The following is a 15,648-nucleotide window of genomic DNA, read 5'->3' as shown; positions in this document are numbered from 1 at the left end:
TCCCGACGTCAGCAGCCGGTCTGGTAGCCGCTCTCCGGGATCAGCCGGCCCCACTCCGCCCTGCTCAACGGCCCGCTCGCCCTGGCGCACACCTCCTTGGCCGCCAGCGCGGGATCGACCGGGCTCTCGCGTACGGTGCCGTCCAGCGCCACCCCGCGCAGCAGCTTCCCGTCCTGGGTGAAGGCAGGCCCCGCGGCCCACGAGCCCGCCTGGCCGACCTCGCGCATCGTGGTCGCGTCCCAGAGCGAGGTGCGGGTGGTGTCGATCGCCAGCAGCGCGCCGTCGGGGGAGAAGCGCAGCTCGTCCACCGGAGCGGGGCCGGTCTGGAGCGTGCCCCTCGATCGCTCCTCACGGACGTCCCAGAGCAGCACCCGGCCGCCCTCCAGCCCGAAGGCCAGCGTGCGCCCGTCGGGGGAGAAGGCGAGCGCGGTCGGGGCCGGGGAGCCGCCAGCCGACCGGGTGAGGCGGAGGGGGGTGATCTCGCCGGTCTCCAGGTCGAGGAGCTTGGCGCCGGCGGCCAGCCTGGAGCCGTCGGGGCTGAAGGCCAGCGCCAGGTCCCCCGCCCCCTCGTACACCCTGATCCGCCGCCCCGCGCGCACGTCCCACGTCTCCAGCGTCCTGCCGCGCGCGGTGGCCAGCGTGTCGCCGGTGGGGGAGAGGGCGACGGCGGGTACGTCCCCGCCCGCGTCGATGGTGGTCAGCTGCCGCCCACCGGCCACCTCCCACACCGTCACCGGGTCGCCCGCGACGGCGAGCAGCCGGCCGTCCGCGTCGAAGGCCAGGTCGCCGGCGGCGGCGATGCGGCCGAGCGGCCTGCGTTCCACGGCGTCGGTGAGCTCGATCGAGTCGCCCACTTCCTTGGCGGCGACCCGGCCGTTGCCGGAGAAGGCGGCGCTCTGGCTCTCCTTCGACGGTACGGGCAAGCCCGAGACGTCGAGCGTGACGACCGAGCCGGTGCCGCTGAGGTAGCGCAGCGCGCGCCCGTCGGCGGAGAAGGCCAGGCCGCGCTCCGGGTTCCTGAGCGGGTAGGCGCCCGTGAGGCGGTGCTCGGCCACGTTCCAGATCCGCACCTCGCCGTCGCCGGGCAGGGCGAGGAGCCGGCCGTCGGGGCTGAAGGCGGGCGGGTCCGCGGAGACGTGCCAGCTCTCGTCGACGCCGAACGCGTTCACCCCGAGCGTGTTCGCTCCCAGGACGTCAGGCCCGAGGACGTCCGTGCCGCGCGGGGTGGAGGTGGACGACTTCGTGGTGGCGGCCGCGCCGTCCTGGCCTGCCTGCCGGGTGTCCTGGCCGTCGGAGCGCACGTCCGGGCGCACGTCCGAGCGCACGTCCGGGTGACGGCTGGAGGACGGGGCCGGTGACGCGGCCTCCGTGGGATCGCCGGGTACCCCTGCTCTTGCAGACCGATCGGGTGGCGTGGGGCCTGATGTCCCGGGGACGGTCGCGGCAGGGGGTGGTTGGGCGGGTGCCGTGGGGCCGGGAGGGGCCGCGGCCACGGGGCGGCCGGGTGCCGTGCGGTCCGGAGGGTTCGCGGCGGCGGGGCGGCCGGGTGCCGTGGCGCTCAGCGGCCGGTCAAGTGCGGTGGCGCCAGGGGGCGTCGGGCCGGGGGATGTGGCGTCCGCCGGCCGGCTGGGAGAGGCGGCGTTCACGGGGTGGCTGGGCGATGCCGCGTCGGCGGGCCGGCCGGGGGACGCCGTGTTCGCGGGGCCGCTGGAGGGGGTGGTGGCGGTGGGTGGGGCCGACCCTGGGGCCGGGATCGCGGTCGCCGATCGCCGGTCCGGGGCGGGGGTCGCCGGGCCCGAGGTGCTGGGGGCGGACGGCTGGGGGTTCTGCCCTCGTACGGTGCCCTCCTGCTTGGTCGGCACCAGCGTGACCCCGTCGCGGCCCGCCACCGCCAGCGTCGCCCCGTCCGGGCTGAACGCCACCGCCGGCGCGGCGGCGTCGGCGCCCGTCAGCGGCCGGACCTCGACCGCCAGCGTCTTCCGACCGGCCCGGCCGCCCACCGTGGCCGGCTCGTCCTGCCCGGCCCGCCCGTGCTCGGCCCGCCCGTTCTCGGCCCGTCCCGCTTGCCCGGCCGACTCGTCCTGGCCGGTCTTGCCGTCCTGTCCGGCCCGGCCGTCCTGTCCGGCCCGGCCGTCCTGATCGGTCTTGCCGTCCTGGCCGGTCTTTTCGTCCTGTCCGGTCCGCTCGCCTCGTCCGGCCGACTCGTCCTGCCCGGTCCGGTCGTTCGCTCCGGTCCGGCCGGCCTGATCGTCCGACCCGGCCCGGTCGTCCGTTCCGGCCCGCGCGGCCCGCTCGTCCAGTCCGACGAGCGAGCGGACCTCCACCCGCCCGTCCAGGCCGGACAGCGCCGCCGCGCTCCCGTCCGGGGAGATCGCCACCCGGCGGTCGGCGACGTCGAACAGCAGCCGCCCGCCCCGGTACACCCGCGTCACGTTCCCCTGCGTGACCGTGTACGTGGCGTCGGTCGCGGGCGGCCGGCCCGTGGCCACCTCGAAGGGCCTGCCGTCGGCCCCCTCCGCGAACCGCCCGTCGTCGCTCACCACCCCGCCCGCCGCCAGCGGGTACGAGGCCAGCATCCGCTCGCGCTCGACGTCCCAGACGGTGACCGAGCCGGCGCCCCATTTGACCAGCTCGTCCCCATGGAGCAGGTAGCGGGCCCGCAGGTCGGCGGCCGGGTCGGTGAACACCCCGAGCTCCGGCTGCACGAGCGAGGCCTGCAGCGCCGCCCGCGCCTCGAACACCGGCGACAGGTTCCAGGCCGCCACGCTCAGCCGCATCGCCGTGCGCGGGTCGGACGAGCGCAGCGCCTCCGCCCTGGCGGCCACGGCCCGCGCGTTGGCCTCCATGAGCTCGCCGCGCAGCCGGCTCTGCCCGTGCACGGACACCACCGACAGGGTCACCGCGACGGCCAGCACCACGCAGACCGCCGTCAGCGCGGGCGTGAGAAGTTTCCCGCGCTGCCTGGACAGGGCCACGCTGTCGTTGATGAAGTCGCGTTCGAGCTGGTTGAGCCGTATATGGCGGCGCTTGGTCGCGGCCCAGGCGAGCGCGGTGCCGAGCGCCGGGCCGCGCAGGAGGTGGCCCCTGCCGCGCCGGTGCTCCGACCAGCGCTGGGCGGACTCGCGGATCGTGCGGTGCACGGGCAGGCTGTCGCGCTCGTCGGCCACCCAGTCGCGAAGGCGGGGCCAGGCCCGGTAGAGGGCGGCGCTCGCGGGGGCGACCCGGTGGTCGCTGACGGCGACCAGCTTGCCCACGGGCGTCTCGGCCGGCGGCACGCGCACGCTGCGGCGCACCACGAGGCCGGCGTCCATGAGCGGGCCGAGCACCTCGCCCTCGTCGTGCGGGCTGTCGCCGTCGAGCAGCCGCAGCAGCAGCCCCGGCACCTCCGACTGCTGCCGGGGCGTGAGCGCCAGGTACGCCTCCTCGGCCACCTCGCCGAGCGCCCGCGGCCCCGCGTGGCCCTCCGGCCGGTGTATCCGGACCGTGCTCTCGACGCTCAGCTCACCCGCGGCGGGCCGGTCGGCGGGATCCTTGGCCAGCGCCCGCCCGACCTGCTCGCGCAGCGGCTCCGGCAGCGCGCCGAGGTCGGGGTCGAGGGTCAGCAGCCGGTGCATGACCCCGCCCAGGCTCTCGCCGCTGAACGGATCGTGCCCGGTGGCGGCGAACAGCACGACCGCGCCCCACGCGAACACGTCGGCCGCCGCGCCGGCCTCCTTCCCGGTCAGGACCTCGGGAGCGGTGTACGTGTACGCCCCGCCGGCGGGCACGCCCAGCTCGATCACCTTCGGGCCGCCGGTGGCCAGCAGCACGCACTCGGGGTCGAAGCCCCGATGCGTCAGCCCCGCCTCGTGCAGCGCGGCCAGCGCGGACGCCAGCGCCCCGGCCAGCGCCATCAGCTCGTCACCCGTGTACGGCCCGTGCAGCTCCACCGCCCGCCGCAGGTCGGGCCCGTCGACGTATTCGCTCACCACGTACGGAACGCCCGCGTCGGTCCCCACGGCCACCACCTCGGCCAGATGGGGACAGCCCACGCGCTCGAACCCGTGCCCGTTCCGCTTCAGCGAGCCTCGCGGCACCGTGACGGCGAAGCGGCGCCCCTCGTCGTCGTACGCGTCGTAGACGACGCCGCGCCCGCCCGCGCCGAGCCTGGCCGCCAGCCAGAAGCCGCCGAGCCTCTCGGGGTCACCAGGCACCAAGCGCATCGTCACTGATGCTTAGATGCACGACACCGCCCAATGGTTGCCCTGACGACGCCACAGGTCCCCCGCGCGCCTCGGGGGACCCATGCGTCATGATCATTATGCCAGGCTTCCGGATCTTGCACGCCACTCGTGACGGAGCACGGACATGAGCACCTCGTCGTGCCGCTCACCGTCCCACAGCAGGGCGTCACGCCGCACGCCCTCCTCCACGAATCCGACCTTCTTGTACACGTGGCGGGCCCGCTCGTTGAAGGCGTAGACGCCGAGCCCGATCCGGTGCAGCGGCGTCGTGGCGAAGGCGTGGTCGAGGACCAGCCTGATCGCCTCGGTGCCGTAGCCCCTGCCGACCGCCCGCTCGCCGGCGAGCGCTATGCGCAGGTTGCACGAGAGGTTGTACGGGTCGAGCTCGTTGAGCACGATCTCGCCCACGTAGTCCTCGCCGGGCTCCGCGTGGATGGCCAGGTCGAGCCGGTCGGAGTGGTCCTTCCTGGTGGCGCACCACCGCCGGGCCGGTTCGAGGCCGATCGTGCCGCGGGAGCCCGTCAGCCGGCGCACCTCCGGGTCGGAGACCAGCGCGACGAGGTCGTCGACGTGCTCGGGGCCCACCGGGCGGAGCGTCACCCGCTCGCCGGCCAGTGTGGGTTTCTCGGCGAACATGCTCGCGGGCATCCGCGCGCGGCCGTCAGTCACGCGGCACCGCGGGCAACCCCAACGCCCGCAGCGTCGCGTCCCTGACCTGGTCGGGGCGGAGCTCGCCGACGTCGCATCGCAAGTCCGCGACGGCACGGAAGTACGGCTCGCGCCGGGCCCGCATCTCGGCCGGGTCGAAGCCGGGACGGTGGTCGCTCGACTTCATGCGCTCGGCCAGCACCTCGTCGGAGGCGTCCACCCAGACCACGAGCGCCCTCGCGAGCGCGGCGCGCACCTCCGGGTCCTCGACCGTGCTGGCCGCCGCCGCGATCACCTCGGGCTCACCGTCCAGCTCCTTCAGCACGTGCTCGGATTCGTACCGGTGCAGGGCGTCGGCGCCCTCACGCTCGGCGATCTGCGCCGCCGTCCCGCCGTGCCGAGCCTCGAGGAACAGGTCGCTGTCGCTGAACGGCAGCCCCAGCGCCTCGGCGATCAGCAGGCCGGCCGTCGTCTTGCCAGACCCCATGAGCCCTATCACTACGACTGGTTTGTTTTTCGACATGTGGATAGAAGTTCCTTCGTGTCAAGGAGGTAAATCTGATGACCATCGCCGGAAGCATCATCCTCATCATGCTCGGGGCGATCCTCACCTGGGCCGTCGAGTTCGACCTCGCCGGCCTCGACATCAACGTCGTCGGGGTCATCCTCATGCTCGGAGGCCTCGTCGGACTCGGGTTCGGTCTGTACCGGATCAGCGTCACACGGCGGGCGGTCGGACCGATCGACGAGCCGGTGCACCGCCACGAAATCTACGAGGAGCCCGAGGCTCGCAGGACCACCGTGTACGAGGAACGCCGCAACTACGACGAACCACCGCTGTAGGAGGTGAATCGACATGCCAGCCGTCGAAGAGCTGCCGTCGACCATCAGACGTTCGCCGAAGAAGGCCCAGAACACGTGGATCAAGGCGCACGACAACGCCGTGAAGGAGTACGGCGAGGGCAGGCGTGCTCACATGACCGCGTTCGCCGCGCTGAAGCACTCCTTCGAGAAGGTCGGCGACCACTGGGAGCCGAAGTCGCAGAAGGGCCCTTCCGACAAGGGCGCGACGGACCGGTCCGGCAGGACGGCCGAGGGCGTCAACGCCAACGCCAGCAAGGAGCACCTGCAGAAGGTGGCGGCCGAGCTGGACGTGCACGGCCGGTCCAAGATGACCAAGCAGGAGCTGGTCAATGCCATCAAGAAGGCCAACAGGCGGGCGACGGCGAAGGCCCGCTGATCGGGGGCCGTCCAGCGGAGGGCCGGTGGCGCACACGCCACCGGCCCTCACGCATTGACGGGTCCCCGGGGGACGAGAGTCACAGCAGCCGCTTGACCGCGTCGGCGATCGCGTGGCGGTCGATACGGGCCAGGGCCAGCTGCTCCTCCGGGGTCGCCGACGCGGGCAGACCGGTCACGGCCAGCTTCACCACCCGCGGCCCCAGCTCGCTGACCGCGTCCATCACCGCGTCGCCGAGCCCGCCCTCCATCCGGTGGTCCTCCACCGTGATCAGGTTGCCCGTGGTGGTGGCCGCCTCGGCGAGGGCCGCGATGTCGACGGGCTTGACCGAGTACAGGTCGATCACCCCCACCGGCACCCCGGCGTCGCGCAGCTCGTCGGCCGCCGCCAGCGCCTCGTGCACGGTCACGCCGGCCGCCACGATCGTGGCCCGGTCCTCGTGCGACTGCCGCAGCACGCGTGAGCCGCCCACGGGGAACCGCTCGCCGGGCGGGTAGATCACCGGCGTGGACCCGCGCGTGGTGCGCAGGTAGGACACGCCGTCGATGTCGGCCATCTCGGCGGTCAGCGCGGCGGCCTGGTTGGCGTCGCACGGGTAGAGCACGGTGCTGCCGTAGACGGCCCGCAGCATCGCCAGGTCCTCCAGGCCCATCTGCGACGGCCCGTCCTCGCCGATCGAGACCCCCGCGTGGGATCCGACCAGCCGGATGGACGCCCGGCTCACGCCCGCCATCCTGATGAAGTCGTACGCCCTGGTGAGGAACGCCGCGAACGTGGCCGCGTACGGCACCCAGCCGCGCACCTGCAGCCCGACGGCGGCGGCGACGAGCTGCTGCTCGGCGATGTACATCTCGAAGAACCGCTCGGGGAACTCCTTGGCGAACGCCTCGGCCTTGGTCGAGTCGGCCACCTCGCCGTCCAGCGCGACGACGTCGCCGCGCGCCGCGCCGAGTGCCGCCAGCGCCTCGCCGAAGGCCGCCCGCGTGGCCACCTTGTCGCCCACCTCGTACGCGGGCAGGCTCATCGGCCCGCCCTCGAACCGGTACGGCGCGGGGGCCTCGTCCGGCTCGTGCACCTCGACCCGCGCCTCGCGGTAGCCGCCCAGCTCCTCGACGGCCTTGTCGGGCTCCTTCAGCGGCTTGCCGTGGGCGCCCTCGCGGTTCTCGACCTCCAGCGCGCCCTCGCCCTTGCGCGTCTTGGCCAGGATCACGGTCGGCCGTCTTCGCGTGTTGCGGGCGTCGCCCAGCGCGTAGTCGATCTGCCCGGGGTCATGCCCGTCGATCTCGATGGTGTGCCATCCGAACGCGCCGAACCTGCGCGCGTACGCGCCGGTGTCCCAGCCGTGCCGGGTGGGGCCGCGCTGCCCGAGCCGGTTCACGTCCACGATGGCGGTCAGGTTGGCCAGCCCCTCGGAGCCGGCGTGCTCGGCCGCCTCCCAGATCGACCCCTCGGCCAGCTCGCTGTCGCCGCAGAGCACCCACACCCGGTACGGCAGCCGTTCGAGCCGTCCGGCCATGGCCACCCCCACGCCCACGGGCAACCCCTGGCCCAGCGACCCGGTCGCCACGTCCACCCAGGGCAGGCGGGGCGTCGGATGGCCCTCCAACCGGCTGCCGCGCTTCCTGAACGTCAGCAGCTCCTTGTCGTCGATGGCCCCCGCCGCCTTGAGAAGCGCGTAGAGGAGGGGGGACGCGTGCCCCTTCGAGAAGATCAAGTGGTCGTTGGCGGGGTTGCCGGGGTGCTCGAAGTCGTAGCGCAGATGGCAGGCGAAGAGCACGGCCATCAGGTCGGCCGCCGACATGGAGGAGGTGGGGTGGCCGGACCCGGCCTCCGCGGCCGCCCGTACGGAGTCGACACGGAGTTGCGCGGCCAGTTCGGTCAGGTACTGAAGATCGCGCTCGGGCATCATGGCCTCCCTCGGAAAGGATTTCCCGCCGCCTACCCGGCCAGGCCCGGTTAACCCCCTCGGCGGGCCAGGGCGGTGAGGGCGGCGGCGGTGGCGGCGCCTCCTGCCAGGGCGATCAGGACCGGGCGGCGGTGCTGCGACATCCAGAGCTGGGGGCTGTGGGCGTGGGCCCGGCGGTCGAACGAGCCGTGCGCGCCGTGGTCCTCCTTCTCGTCGGCCGGCTCCCACAGGTTGGACACGCCGGTCGGCGGCTTCTCGTCCGTCAGCTGGGACTTCACGCCGGTCCTCGCGAGGTAGCGGTCCACCAGCGCCGGGGCCACGCGCTGCGCCAGGAGGGTGGCGACCGTGCTGGTGCCCGCCCAGTACTCCTTGCGCTCGGGGTGCTCGGCCGCGTGCACGATGGCGCGGGCCGCCACCTCCGGCTGGTAGATCGGGGGGACGGGCTGGGGGTGGCGGCGGAGCTTGGACAGCACCCAGTCGAACTGCGGGGTGTTGACGGCCGGCAACTGCACCATGGTGATGTGGATGCCGCTCCGGTCGGCCAGCAGCTCGGTGCGCACGGACTCCGTGAAGCCCTTGATCGCGTGCTTGGCGCCGCAGTACGCCGACTGCAGGGGGATGCCGCGCTGCGACAGAGCCGAGCCGGTCTGGACGATGGTGCCCTCGCCGCGCGGCCTCATGAGGTCCAGCGCCACCCTGGTGCCCCAGACGAAGCCGAGGTACGTCACCGCGGTGGTGCGTTCGTACTCGTCGGGGGAGATGTCGGTGAATCTGGCGAAGACGGAGGAGAACGCGGTGTTGATCCAGACCGAGATCGGCCCCATCTCCTGCTCGACGCGTTCGGCGGCCCGCCGCACCTGGTCGTAGTCGGCCATGTCGGCCTCGAAGACCTGCGCCGTGCCTCCTTCCACGCCGACGTCCACGGCCGCCGCGCCCAGCCCGGCCGTGCCCCTGGCGATCAGCGCCACCCTGGCCCCTTGCTGCCCGAGCCGGCGGACGACCGCGCGCCCGACGCCGCCGCTCGCGCCCGTCACCACGACGACCCGCCCGTGTAGTGGTGCCATGCCGAAATCAGCCCGCCTCTCCGTTGTGTCGTGCCTTCTGGCGCCGTACGGCCAGCACGATGTCGATCACCGTGACGATGGCCAGCACGATCGCGATCCCCGTCATGACCGGTGCCCGGGCGATGAGCCCGAGCACCGCGAACGCGAAGAGGAACACCAGCAGGAACGAGCCCACTCTGATGTGCACCACGTCGCGCGGCGTCGCGGGCACCATGGGGTGCCCCCTGGCATCTCCCTCCTCGTGCCACTCTCCGTGGTCCGGCTCCCTGTCCGGCTTCTCATGCATGCGCCTCACCTGCCCGTGCTGTTTGCCGCCTAACGTCGGGGGTAGCGGCGGTCCCGTGCCCAAGCTGCATCCCAGTGACCAGAGCGAGCCGGGGATCGTGCGCAGGCGTCGCGGGCGGGGGTTCGGCTACCAGGGGCCTGACGGGCGTCCCGTGCGCGACCGCGCCACGCTGGAGCGGATCAGGGCCCTCGCCATCCCTCCGGCCTGGACCGACGTGTGGATCTGCCGCTCACCCCGCGGCCATCTGCAGGCCGTGGGCACGGACGCGGCGGGGCGCAGGCAGTACCGCTACCACGACCTGTGGCGCGAGCAGCAGGACCAGGCCAAGTTCGACCGGGTGCTGGAGGTGGCCGAGCGGCTGCCGGCGTTCCGCAAGGCCGTGGACGACCAGCTGGAAGGGCGCGGCCTGACCAGGGAACGGGTGCTGGCCGCCGCCGCCCGGCTGCTCGACATCGGCTTCTTCCGCATCGGCGGGGAGAGCTACGACACGTACGGTCTCGCCACGCTCAGGATGGAGCACGTCACCTGCGCCCGCGGCACCGTCACCTGCTGCTACCAGGCCAAGGGCGACGTCCTGCGGGAGGTCGAGGTGGCCGACCCGGGGGCGTGCAGGGTGCTCAGGGCGCTCAAGGGGCTCGGCGTGGACGGCGAGCTGCTGAGATACCGCGGCCGCGACGGCTGGGCCGACATCAGGAGCGAGGACATCAACGGCTACCTGCGGGAGACCATCGGGTACGAGGTCACCGCCAAGGACTTCCGCACCTGGCACGCCACCGTCCTGGCCGCCGTGGGCCTCGCGGTGTCCAAGCCGGCCGGGCAGAAGAAGCGGGCGGTCGCCCGGGTCATGCGCGAGGTCTCCGAGTACCTGGGCAACACCCCCACCGTGGCCAGGGCCTCGTACGTGGACCCGCGCGTGGTCGAGGCGTACGACCAGGGCAGGACCATCGCGCCCGTGCTGACCGAGCTGGGCGCGGACGTCGACTTCGGGCAGCTGGCCACGGCGGGCACGGTGGAGCGGGCGGTCATTGAGGTCATCCGGGCCGTTTGAGCCGTTATGCCATGGGCATGCGGCGACAGGAGAAGGAGGCGAGCGATGGAAGCTCCGCAGTACGTCGCGGCCCGCGTCCAGCAGGCGATGGCCGAGGACGGACGAACGCACGAGCTCGGCATCCGCGTCGACATCCGAGGTGACCAGTTGTTCCTGCGCGGCCAGGTGAGCGGGCCAGGACAGCGCGAGCGGCTCGGCCAGGTGGCGCACGAGGCCGCGCCCGAGCTGCACCTGCACAACGAGATCCAGGTCGTCGAGGCCGGCGAGCCGGGGGAGGATGAGCATCTTGACTGACTTGCGCATAGCGGCCGTCGGCGACATCCACCTGGGGGAGGACGACAGAGGCCGGTACCGCAAGAAGCTGGAGGGCATCGAGGACCGCGCGGACGTGCTGATGGTGGCGGGCGACCTGACCAGGCACGGCACCATGGAGGAGGGGCAGGTGGTGGCCGACGAGCTACGCGGCCTGCCGATCCCCGTCGTCGCGGTGCTCGGCAATCATGATTACCACTCCGACCTGCAGTACGAGATCGCCGGCGAGCTACGTGACGCCGGCGTCGTCGTGCTGGACGACGACGGCACCGTCATCCAGTGCGGCGACAGGAAACTGGGCGTGGTCGGCGGGAAGGGGTTCGGCGGCGGCTTCGCGGGCAAGTGCGCCAGCGAGTTCGGCGAGCGAGAGATCAAGAACTTCGTGGCCCACACCCGCTACATCGCCGAGTCGTGGAAGGTGGCGCTCAAGGAGATCGTGGCCGAGGAGCGCGTGGTGCTGTCGCACTACTCCCCCATCAAGGAGACGCTGGAGGGCGAGCCGCCCGAGATCTACCCCTTCCTCGGCAGCTACCTGCTGGCGGAGGCCGTCGACACGGCCGGGGCCGACCTGATCCTGCACGGGCACGCGCACAAGGGCAGTGAGAAGGGCATGACGCCGGGTGGCATCAGGGTGCGCAACGTGGCGCTGCCGGTGCTGGGGCGGGCCTACGCCGTCTACTGCCTCGACTGCGAGGGCGGGCTCTAGACAACGAACGCCGGGACGGTCCTGGAACGCCGGGACGGTCCTGGCCGGCCGGTCGGCGGCCAGGACGCGGAAGTCCACAGCTGTGCTACGCCAGTCTTTTCTGTTCTCCCGCCGAGGCCGCGCCCGATTCGTAGCGGCTGAACGGCGATTGTTCGCTCGCACGCTCCCCACGCCGGGAAGCGGCGACCCTACACATTGAAGATGCTGACACCTCCGGGGCCGACCAGGAATCCGAGGACGATGAGCACGATGCCCCAAAGGAGCTCGCGCCTGGCCAGGATCACGTAGATCCCGGCGATGACGAGTATTACCGCGATGATCCAGAGCAAAGTAGCCATGAGCCGACAACTGCCCTCAGGGGCAGTTCCATAACATGTTTTTCCCCGCAGGGGATTTATCATGACGACCTTCGGCTATTTCCTCTCCTGCGAGGAGCACGGCCCGAAAGAGCTGGTCCGCCAGGCCAGGGCCGCCGAGCGCGCCGGCTTCGAGGCCCTCTGGATATCCGACCACTTCCACCCGTGGCTCGACGAGCAGGGCCAGGCCCCGTTCGTCTGGTCCGTCATCGGGGCCCTGGCCGAGGCCACGTCCCTGCCGATCACCACCGCCGTGACGTGCCCGCTGGTCCGCACCCATCCCGCGGTCGTCGCCCAGGCCGCGGCCACCACGGCCGCGCTGAGCGACGGGCGCTTCCGGCTCGGCGTGGGCACCGGCGAGGCGCTCAACGAGCACGTCGTCGACCCGCGCTGGCCGCCGGTCAGCGAGCGGCTGGAGATGCTGGAAGAGGCGGTCGGGGTGATCCGCGAGCTGTTCACCGGCAAACTCGTCACGCACCGGGGCCGCCACTACACCGTGGACACCGCCCGGCTCTACACGCTGCCCCGGGAGCCCGCGCCCATCTACATGTCGGGGTTCGGCCGGAAGTCGATCGACCTGGCCGCGCGCATCGCGGACGGGTACGTCACGACCATGCCGGACGCCGACGCCGTCAGCGCCTTCCGCGCCGCCGGCGGGGCGGGCAAACCGGTGCTCGGCGGGCTCAAGGCCTGTTACGCGGCCGACGAGCAGTCGGCCCGCAAGACCGTGCACCGGCTCTGGCCCACGCAGGGCATCAAGGGGGAGGCCTCGCAACTGCTGCCGCTGCCGCGCCACTTCGAGCAGCTCGCGCAGATGGTGAGCGAGGACGAGGCGGTGAACGGCAGTCCGGTCGGCCCCGACCCCGAGGTCCACGCCCAGGCCATCCGGCAGTACGTGGACGCCGGCTTCGACGAGGTCTACGTGAACCAGATCGGGGAGGAGCAGGACGCGTTCTTCACCTTCTACGAGCGCGAGGTCCTGCCGAGGGTCCGCTAGCCGGCCGACTTCATCAGCTTGGCGTAGGCGAGCTGCAGCCAGTCCGAGATCGCCACCGCGGTCATCGTCGCGCCCACCAGCCGGGTGACCCGGGGGGCCAGTACGAGTCCCGCCGCGTACCCGGTGGCCACCCACTGGGACAGGCAGAACGGGCAGGCGAGCAGCTCGCCGACCGCGCCGCGCGGCTCCTCCTTCACCTCGGCGGGGCCGCCGTTGCCCTCGTACCGGGTGAACGGCGCGCGCAGCGGGCTGGTGACGGGGTCCTTGGACAGCCGCCGCGACATCTTGTGCGTGCACGCCGCCATGAGCAGGATGTCCATCACCCCGACGCGCTCGGGGACGCGCCGCCCGGCGAGCATCGTCGCGGCGGCGGCCACCGCGACCGTGCCGCCGTAGGCCGCGAGGATCCGGACGTACCCGCCGAGCGGCCGGTCCTGCCCGCCCTCGTAGTTCTGTTCGGTCTTGTCGAGGATTTCGGTCATAGCTCCTGGCGCTACCCCCGAGCACCGTGGTCCAACGTCTAGTTGACGATCGTTTGGGTAGCCCGAGAACATGACCAGTCACGGCCACGCGGTCACCGACGCCATCCTCGACACGCTCAAGCGTGCCAGCTCCGGGCTGAAGGATGCCGGCGTGAAGTTCGCGCTGGCCGGCGGGTGCGCCGCGTACGCCAGAGGGGCCGCGCCGTCCCTGCACGACGTGGACTTCGTGCTCACGGAGCACGACGTGCCCGCCGCGCTGGAGGCGCTGCGCGCCATCGGCTTCCAGACGGCCAAGCCGCCTGAGGACTGGCTGGTCAAGGCGTACGACGAGGGGCGACTGGTCGACCTCATCTACCGGGTGTCCGACCTGCCGATCACCGACGAGCTGCTCGACCGGGCCGAGCCGCTGAAGGCGTCCGCGGTGATCGTGCCCGTGCTGGAGGCCACCGACCTGGTCATCTCGTGGCTGCTGCCGCTGTCGGAGCACGCCTGCGACTACGGGGCGCTGCTGGCTCAGGTGCGCGCGCTGCGCGAGCAGGTCGACTGGCCGCGGGTGGCCGCGGTGCTCCAGGACTCGCCGTACGCGATGACGTTCATCACGCTCCTGGAACGGCTGCACGTCCTGAAAGGGCCGGTCGAGCCGCTGGGCGACCCGAAGTGGCCCTGAGACGCGCCCGCGAGAAGGGGAAGGGCCGGGCTCCCGGCGGAGCGCGGCCCTCCTTCTCGGGCACGAGGGGGATTACCGGGGGAGGCGGCCGTAGTAGTCGCCCAGCCGCGACCGGTACTCGGGCTCCTTGAACGTGCCCTCGTCGAACTCGGGCGCGTCCTTGATCTCGGCCTTGGTGCGCGCCACGTACACGTTGCGCTCCTGCGGATCGATGCTCGTGATGACCTGTGCCGGGAGCAGGACCCGCTTGCCGAAGATCCAGGGACCGGTGTCGACGATCAGATAGCTCTCGCCGACCTCGTACGTCGCCTCGTCGACGGACCCGATCTTCCCGTCGGTCGCCTGGACGTGGTAGCCCTGAAGGTCCAGGGGATGACCGCGGTCGTAGACGTCAGGTCGATAGTTCCAGAGCTCCATGGGGGCTCTCTCCCTCTCTTCTTCCGTCTTCCTCGGGCAGATCACCGCTACCCCGGTACGGTGCCGTAAACCTCGAGCCGGTGGGGGCCTGGCCGCGTTAGGGTGGGTCGCGTGCCGCGACGGTTGATCTGTTCCCCGCCCGCCGCCCTGTAGCGGGCGGCGATTCATGACATTCCGGGTCTGACCGATCCGGGGGTGGTTGCTGCCCGCCTGACGGGCCCATTCCAACCACTCCATCCGGGGAACTCCTGTCATGACCCATGTCTCCGCCCGGCGGGGCGCCCTCTACGTGTCCGTGGCCGCGACCGCCTGGGGCACCGGCGGCGCCGCCGGCTCGCTGCTCTTCCTGATCGGCGGCCTCGGCCCCGCCGGCGTCTCCCTGTGGCGCTACCTCCTCGGCGCCGCCTTCCTCCTCGTCCTCGCCCGCGGCCCGGTCGCGGTGAGCGGGCGGATCCTGCTGGTCGGCGCCGGGATGGCCGTCTACCAGGCCGCGTACTTCGCCGCGATCGCCCAGTCCGGCGTGGCCGTCGCGACCGTGGTGACGATGGGCGCCACCCCCGTCTTCACCGCCCTCGGCAGCCGCTTCCTGATCCGCGAGCCGCTCGGCCGCGCTTCGCTCACGGCTCTGGCCGCCGCCCTGGCCGGGCTGGTCCTGCTCACCGGCGAGACCGCGCTGCGGTCGTCCGGCGCCTCCGTCGCGGGCATCGGCTTCGCGCTGGCCTCGGCGGCGGGGTACGCCGGGGTCACGCTGCTGTCCCGGCGGCACAAGGGCGGCGACCCGCGCGCCACGGCCATCGGCGGGTTCGTCGTCGGCGCGGCCTGCCTGGCACCGTTCGCGCTGGTGGAAGGCGTCGTGCCGGACGTGAGCGCGGCCTCGGTGTCGCTGCTGCTCTACCTGGGCGCGGTGCCGACCGCCCTGGCCTACGGGCTGTTCTTCAGCGCGCTGACCGCGCTGCGCGCCACCACGGTGTCGATCATCTCGCTCGGCGAGGCCGTGGGCGCGGCGCTGCTCGGCGTGGCGCTGTTCGGCGAGCGGCTCACGCCTCTCGCGTGGGCGGGGTGCGCGCTGCTGCTGGCCGCCGTCGCGGTGCTCGCCGTGCGGGCCGAATCGGGGTGACGCGGGCGCGGAGCGATGTGACGGCGCAGCACGCCGGATGGGTTAGGGTCCGTACGGCGACGCTTGCCGTATCGTCGCTCCGCTCCCCGGGCCTGGCAGAGGGCGAGAGGGGAACGGTGTCGGCGGAGCGTGCGTTGGAGGAACTGTGGCCTCACTCAAGGGAATTCTCAGGAACCTCC

17 protein-coding genes are annotated in these 15,648 nt (G+C 72.6%); 8 read left to right on the top strand and 9 right to left on the bottom strand.

Annotated features, from left to right (window positions below; all coding sequences use genetic code 11):
* Positions 1–8 precede the first annotated feature (8 nt).
* From FH608_RS20150 to FH608_RS20140, 3 genes are all read right to left on the bottom strand, one after another.
* A complete protein-coding gene (locus tag FH608_RS20150) occupies positions 9–4,193 on the bottom strand; it encodes a protein kinase domain-containing protein (protein WP_193318527.1) in 4,185 nt (1,394 codons plus the stop codon).
* Between the two features lie 105 nt (positions 4,194–4,298).
* The gene (locus tag FH608_RS20145) at positions 4,299–4,892 is read right to left on the bottom strand and encodes a GNAT family N-acetyltransferase (RefSeq protein WP_317135572.1); all 594 of its coding nucleotides are present in this window, start codon (positions 4,890–4,892) and stop codon (positions 4,299–4,301) included.
* The gene (locus FH608_RS20140) at positions 4,885–5,394 is read right to left on the bottom strand and encodes a shikimate kinase (protein WP_394367689.1); all 510 of its coding nucleotides are present in this window, start codon (positions 5,392–5,394) and stop codon (positions 4,885–4,887) included. The genes FH608_RS20145 and FH608_RS20140 overlap by 8 nt, the downstream gene beginning before the upstream one ends.
* Before the next feature lie 38 nt (positions 5,395–5,432).
* On the opposite strand from FH608_RS20140, the gene FH608_RS20135 reads away from it, so the two are divergent.
* Together FH608_RS20135 and FH608_RS20130 are read left to right on the top strand one after the other, a co-directional pair.
* Entirely contained in the window at positions 5,433–5,714 is a 282-nt protein-coding gene (locus FH608_RS20135) for a hypothetical protein (RefSeq protein WP_139632093.1), read from the top strand.
* Between the two features lie 13 nt (positions 5,715–5,727).
* Positions 5,728–6,111, top strand: coding sequence for a ChaB family protein (locus FH608_RS20130; RefSeq protein ID WP_139632092.1), 384 nt, complete (start codon positions 5,728–5,730; stop codon positions 6,109–6,111).
* Between the two features lie 79 nt (positions 6,112–6,190).
* Here the strand turns inward: FH608_RS20130 and FH608_RS20125 are convergent, their stop codons facing one another.
* From FH608_RS20125 to FH608_RS20115, 3 genes are read right to left on the bottom strand one after another with little or no spacing between them, the layout of a single operon-like run.
* The gene (locus FH608_RS20125) at positions 6,191–8,017 is read right to left on the bottom strand and encodes a transketolase (RefSeq protein ID WP_139632091.1); all 1,827 of its coding nucleotides are present in this window, start codon (positions 8,015–8,017) and stop codon (positions 6,191–6,193) included.
* A 50-nt stretch (positions 8,018–8,067) separates the two neighbouring features.
* The gene (locus tag FH608_RS20120) at positions 8,068–9,081 is read right to left on the bottom strand and encodes an SDR family oxidoreductase (protein ID WP_139632090.1); all 1,014 of its coding nucleotides are present in this window, start codon (positions 9,079–9,081) and stop codon (positions 8,068–8,070) included.
* Positions 9,082–9,088: 7 nt separating this feature from the next.
* Positions 9,089–9,367, bottom strand: a complete 279-nt coding sequence (locus FH608_RS20115; RefSeq protein ID WP_139632089.1) for a hypothetical protein — start codon at positions 9,365–9,367, stop codon at positions 9,089–9,091.
* A 55-nt stretch (positions 9,368–9,422) separates the two neighbouring features.
* Here FH608_RS20115 and FH608_RS20110 point away from each other — a divergent pair, with 55 nt between their 5' ends.
* The 3 genes from FH608_RS20110 to FH608_RS20100 are packed head-to-tail and all read left to right on the top strand — an operon-like array spanning position 9,423 to position 11,433.
* Positions 9,423–10,415, top strand: coding sequence for a DNA topoisomerase IB (locus FH608_RS20110; RefSeq protein WP_226899718.1), 993 nt, complete (start codon positions 9,423–9,425; stop codon positions 10,413–10,415).
* Positions 10,416–10,460: 45 nt separating this feature from the next.
* Positions 10,461–10,709, top strand: coding sequence for a BON domain-containing protein (locus FH608_RS20105; RefSeq protein WP_139632087.1), 249 nt, complete (start codon positions 10,461–10,463; stop codon positions 10,707–10,709).
* On the top strand, positions 10,702–11,433 hold the full coding sequence (locus FH608_RS20100) for a metallophosphoesterase family protein (protein WP_226899717.1): 732 nt from the start codon (positions 10,702–10,704) through the stop codon (positions 11,431–11,433). Before FH608_RS20105 ends, FH608_RS20100 begins: the two co-directional genes overlap by 8 nt.
* A 188-nt stretch (positions 11,434–11,621) precedes the next feature.
* Here FH608_RS20100 and FH608_RS51575 read toward each other — a convergent pair whose 3' ends face one another.
* On the bottom strand, positions 11,622–11,771 hold the full coding sequence (locus FH608_RS51575) for a GPGG-motif small membrane protein (protein WP_193318526.1): 150 nt from the start codon (positions 11,769–11,771) through the stop codon (positions 11,622–11,624).
* Between the two features lie 61 nt (positions 11,772–11,832).
* Here FH608_RS51575 and FH608_RS20095 point away from each other — a divergent pair, with 61 nt between their 5' ends.
* Positions 11,833–12,786: a TIGR03557 family F420-dependent LLM class oxidoreductase gene (locus FH608_RS20095; protein WP_139632085.1), complete on the top strand. Its 954-nt coding sequence runs from the start codon at positions 11,833–11,835 to the stop codon at positions 12,784–12,786.
* On the opposite strand, the gene FH608_RS20090 is transcribed toward FH608_RS20095, so the two are convergent.
* Positions 12,783–13,268, bottom strand: a complete 486-nt coding sequence (locus FH608_RS20090; RefSeq protein ID WP_139632084.1) for a DUF1360 domain-containing protein — start codon at positions 13,266–13,268, stop codon at positions 12,783–12,785. The genes FH608_RS20095 and FH608_RS20090 overlap by 4 nt on opposite strands.
* A 70-nt stretch (positions 13,269–13,338) precedes the next feature.
* On the opposite strand from FH608_RS20090, the gene FH608_RS20085 reads away from it, so the two are divergent.
* Complete coding sequence (locus FH608_RS20085; protein ID WP_139632083.1) at positions 13,339–13,935, top strand: nucleotidyltransferase; 597 nt, start codon at positions 13,339–13,341, stop codon at positions 13,933–13,935.
* 72 nt (positions 13,936–14,007) lie between these two features.
* On the opposite strand, the gene FH608_RS20080 is transcribed toward FH608_RS20085, so the two are convergent.
* On the bottom strand, positions 14,008–14,352 hold the full coding sequence (locus FH608_RS20080; protein WP_139632082.1) for a PRC-barrel domain-containing protein: 345 nt from the start codon (positions 14,350–14,352) through the stop codon (positions 14,008–14,010).
* 253 nt (positions 14,353–14,605) lie between these two features.
* Between FH608_RS20080 and FH608_RS20075 the strand changes: the two genes are divergently transcribed.
* Positions 14,606–15,469 (top strand): DMT family transporter, encoded by an 864-nt coding sequence (locus FH608_RS20075; RefSeq protein WP_139632081.1) that lies wholly within the window; start codon positions 14,606–14,608, stop codon positions 15,467–15,469.
* The last annotated feature ends 179 nt before the right edge of the window (positions 15,470–15,648 follow it).

Source organism: Nonomuraea phyllanthi (genome assembly GCF_006334985.2).
Taxonomy (GTDB): Bacteria; Actinomycetota; Actinomycetes; order Streptosporangiales; family Streptosporangiaceae; genus Nonomuraea; species Nonomuraea phyllanthi.
Note: the sequence above shows the minus strand (reverse complement) of the source record. Positions and strands in the feature narration are given on the sequence as shown.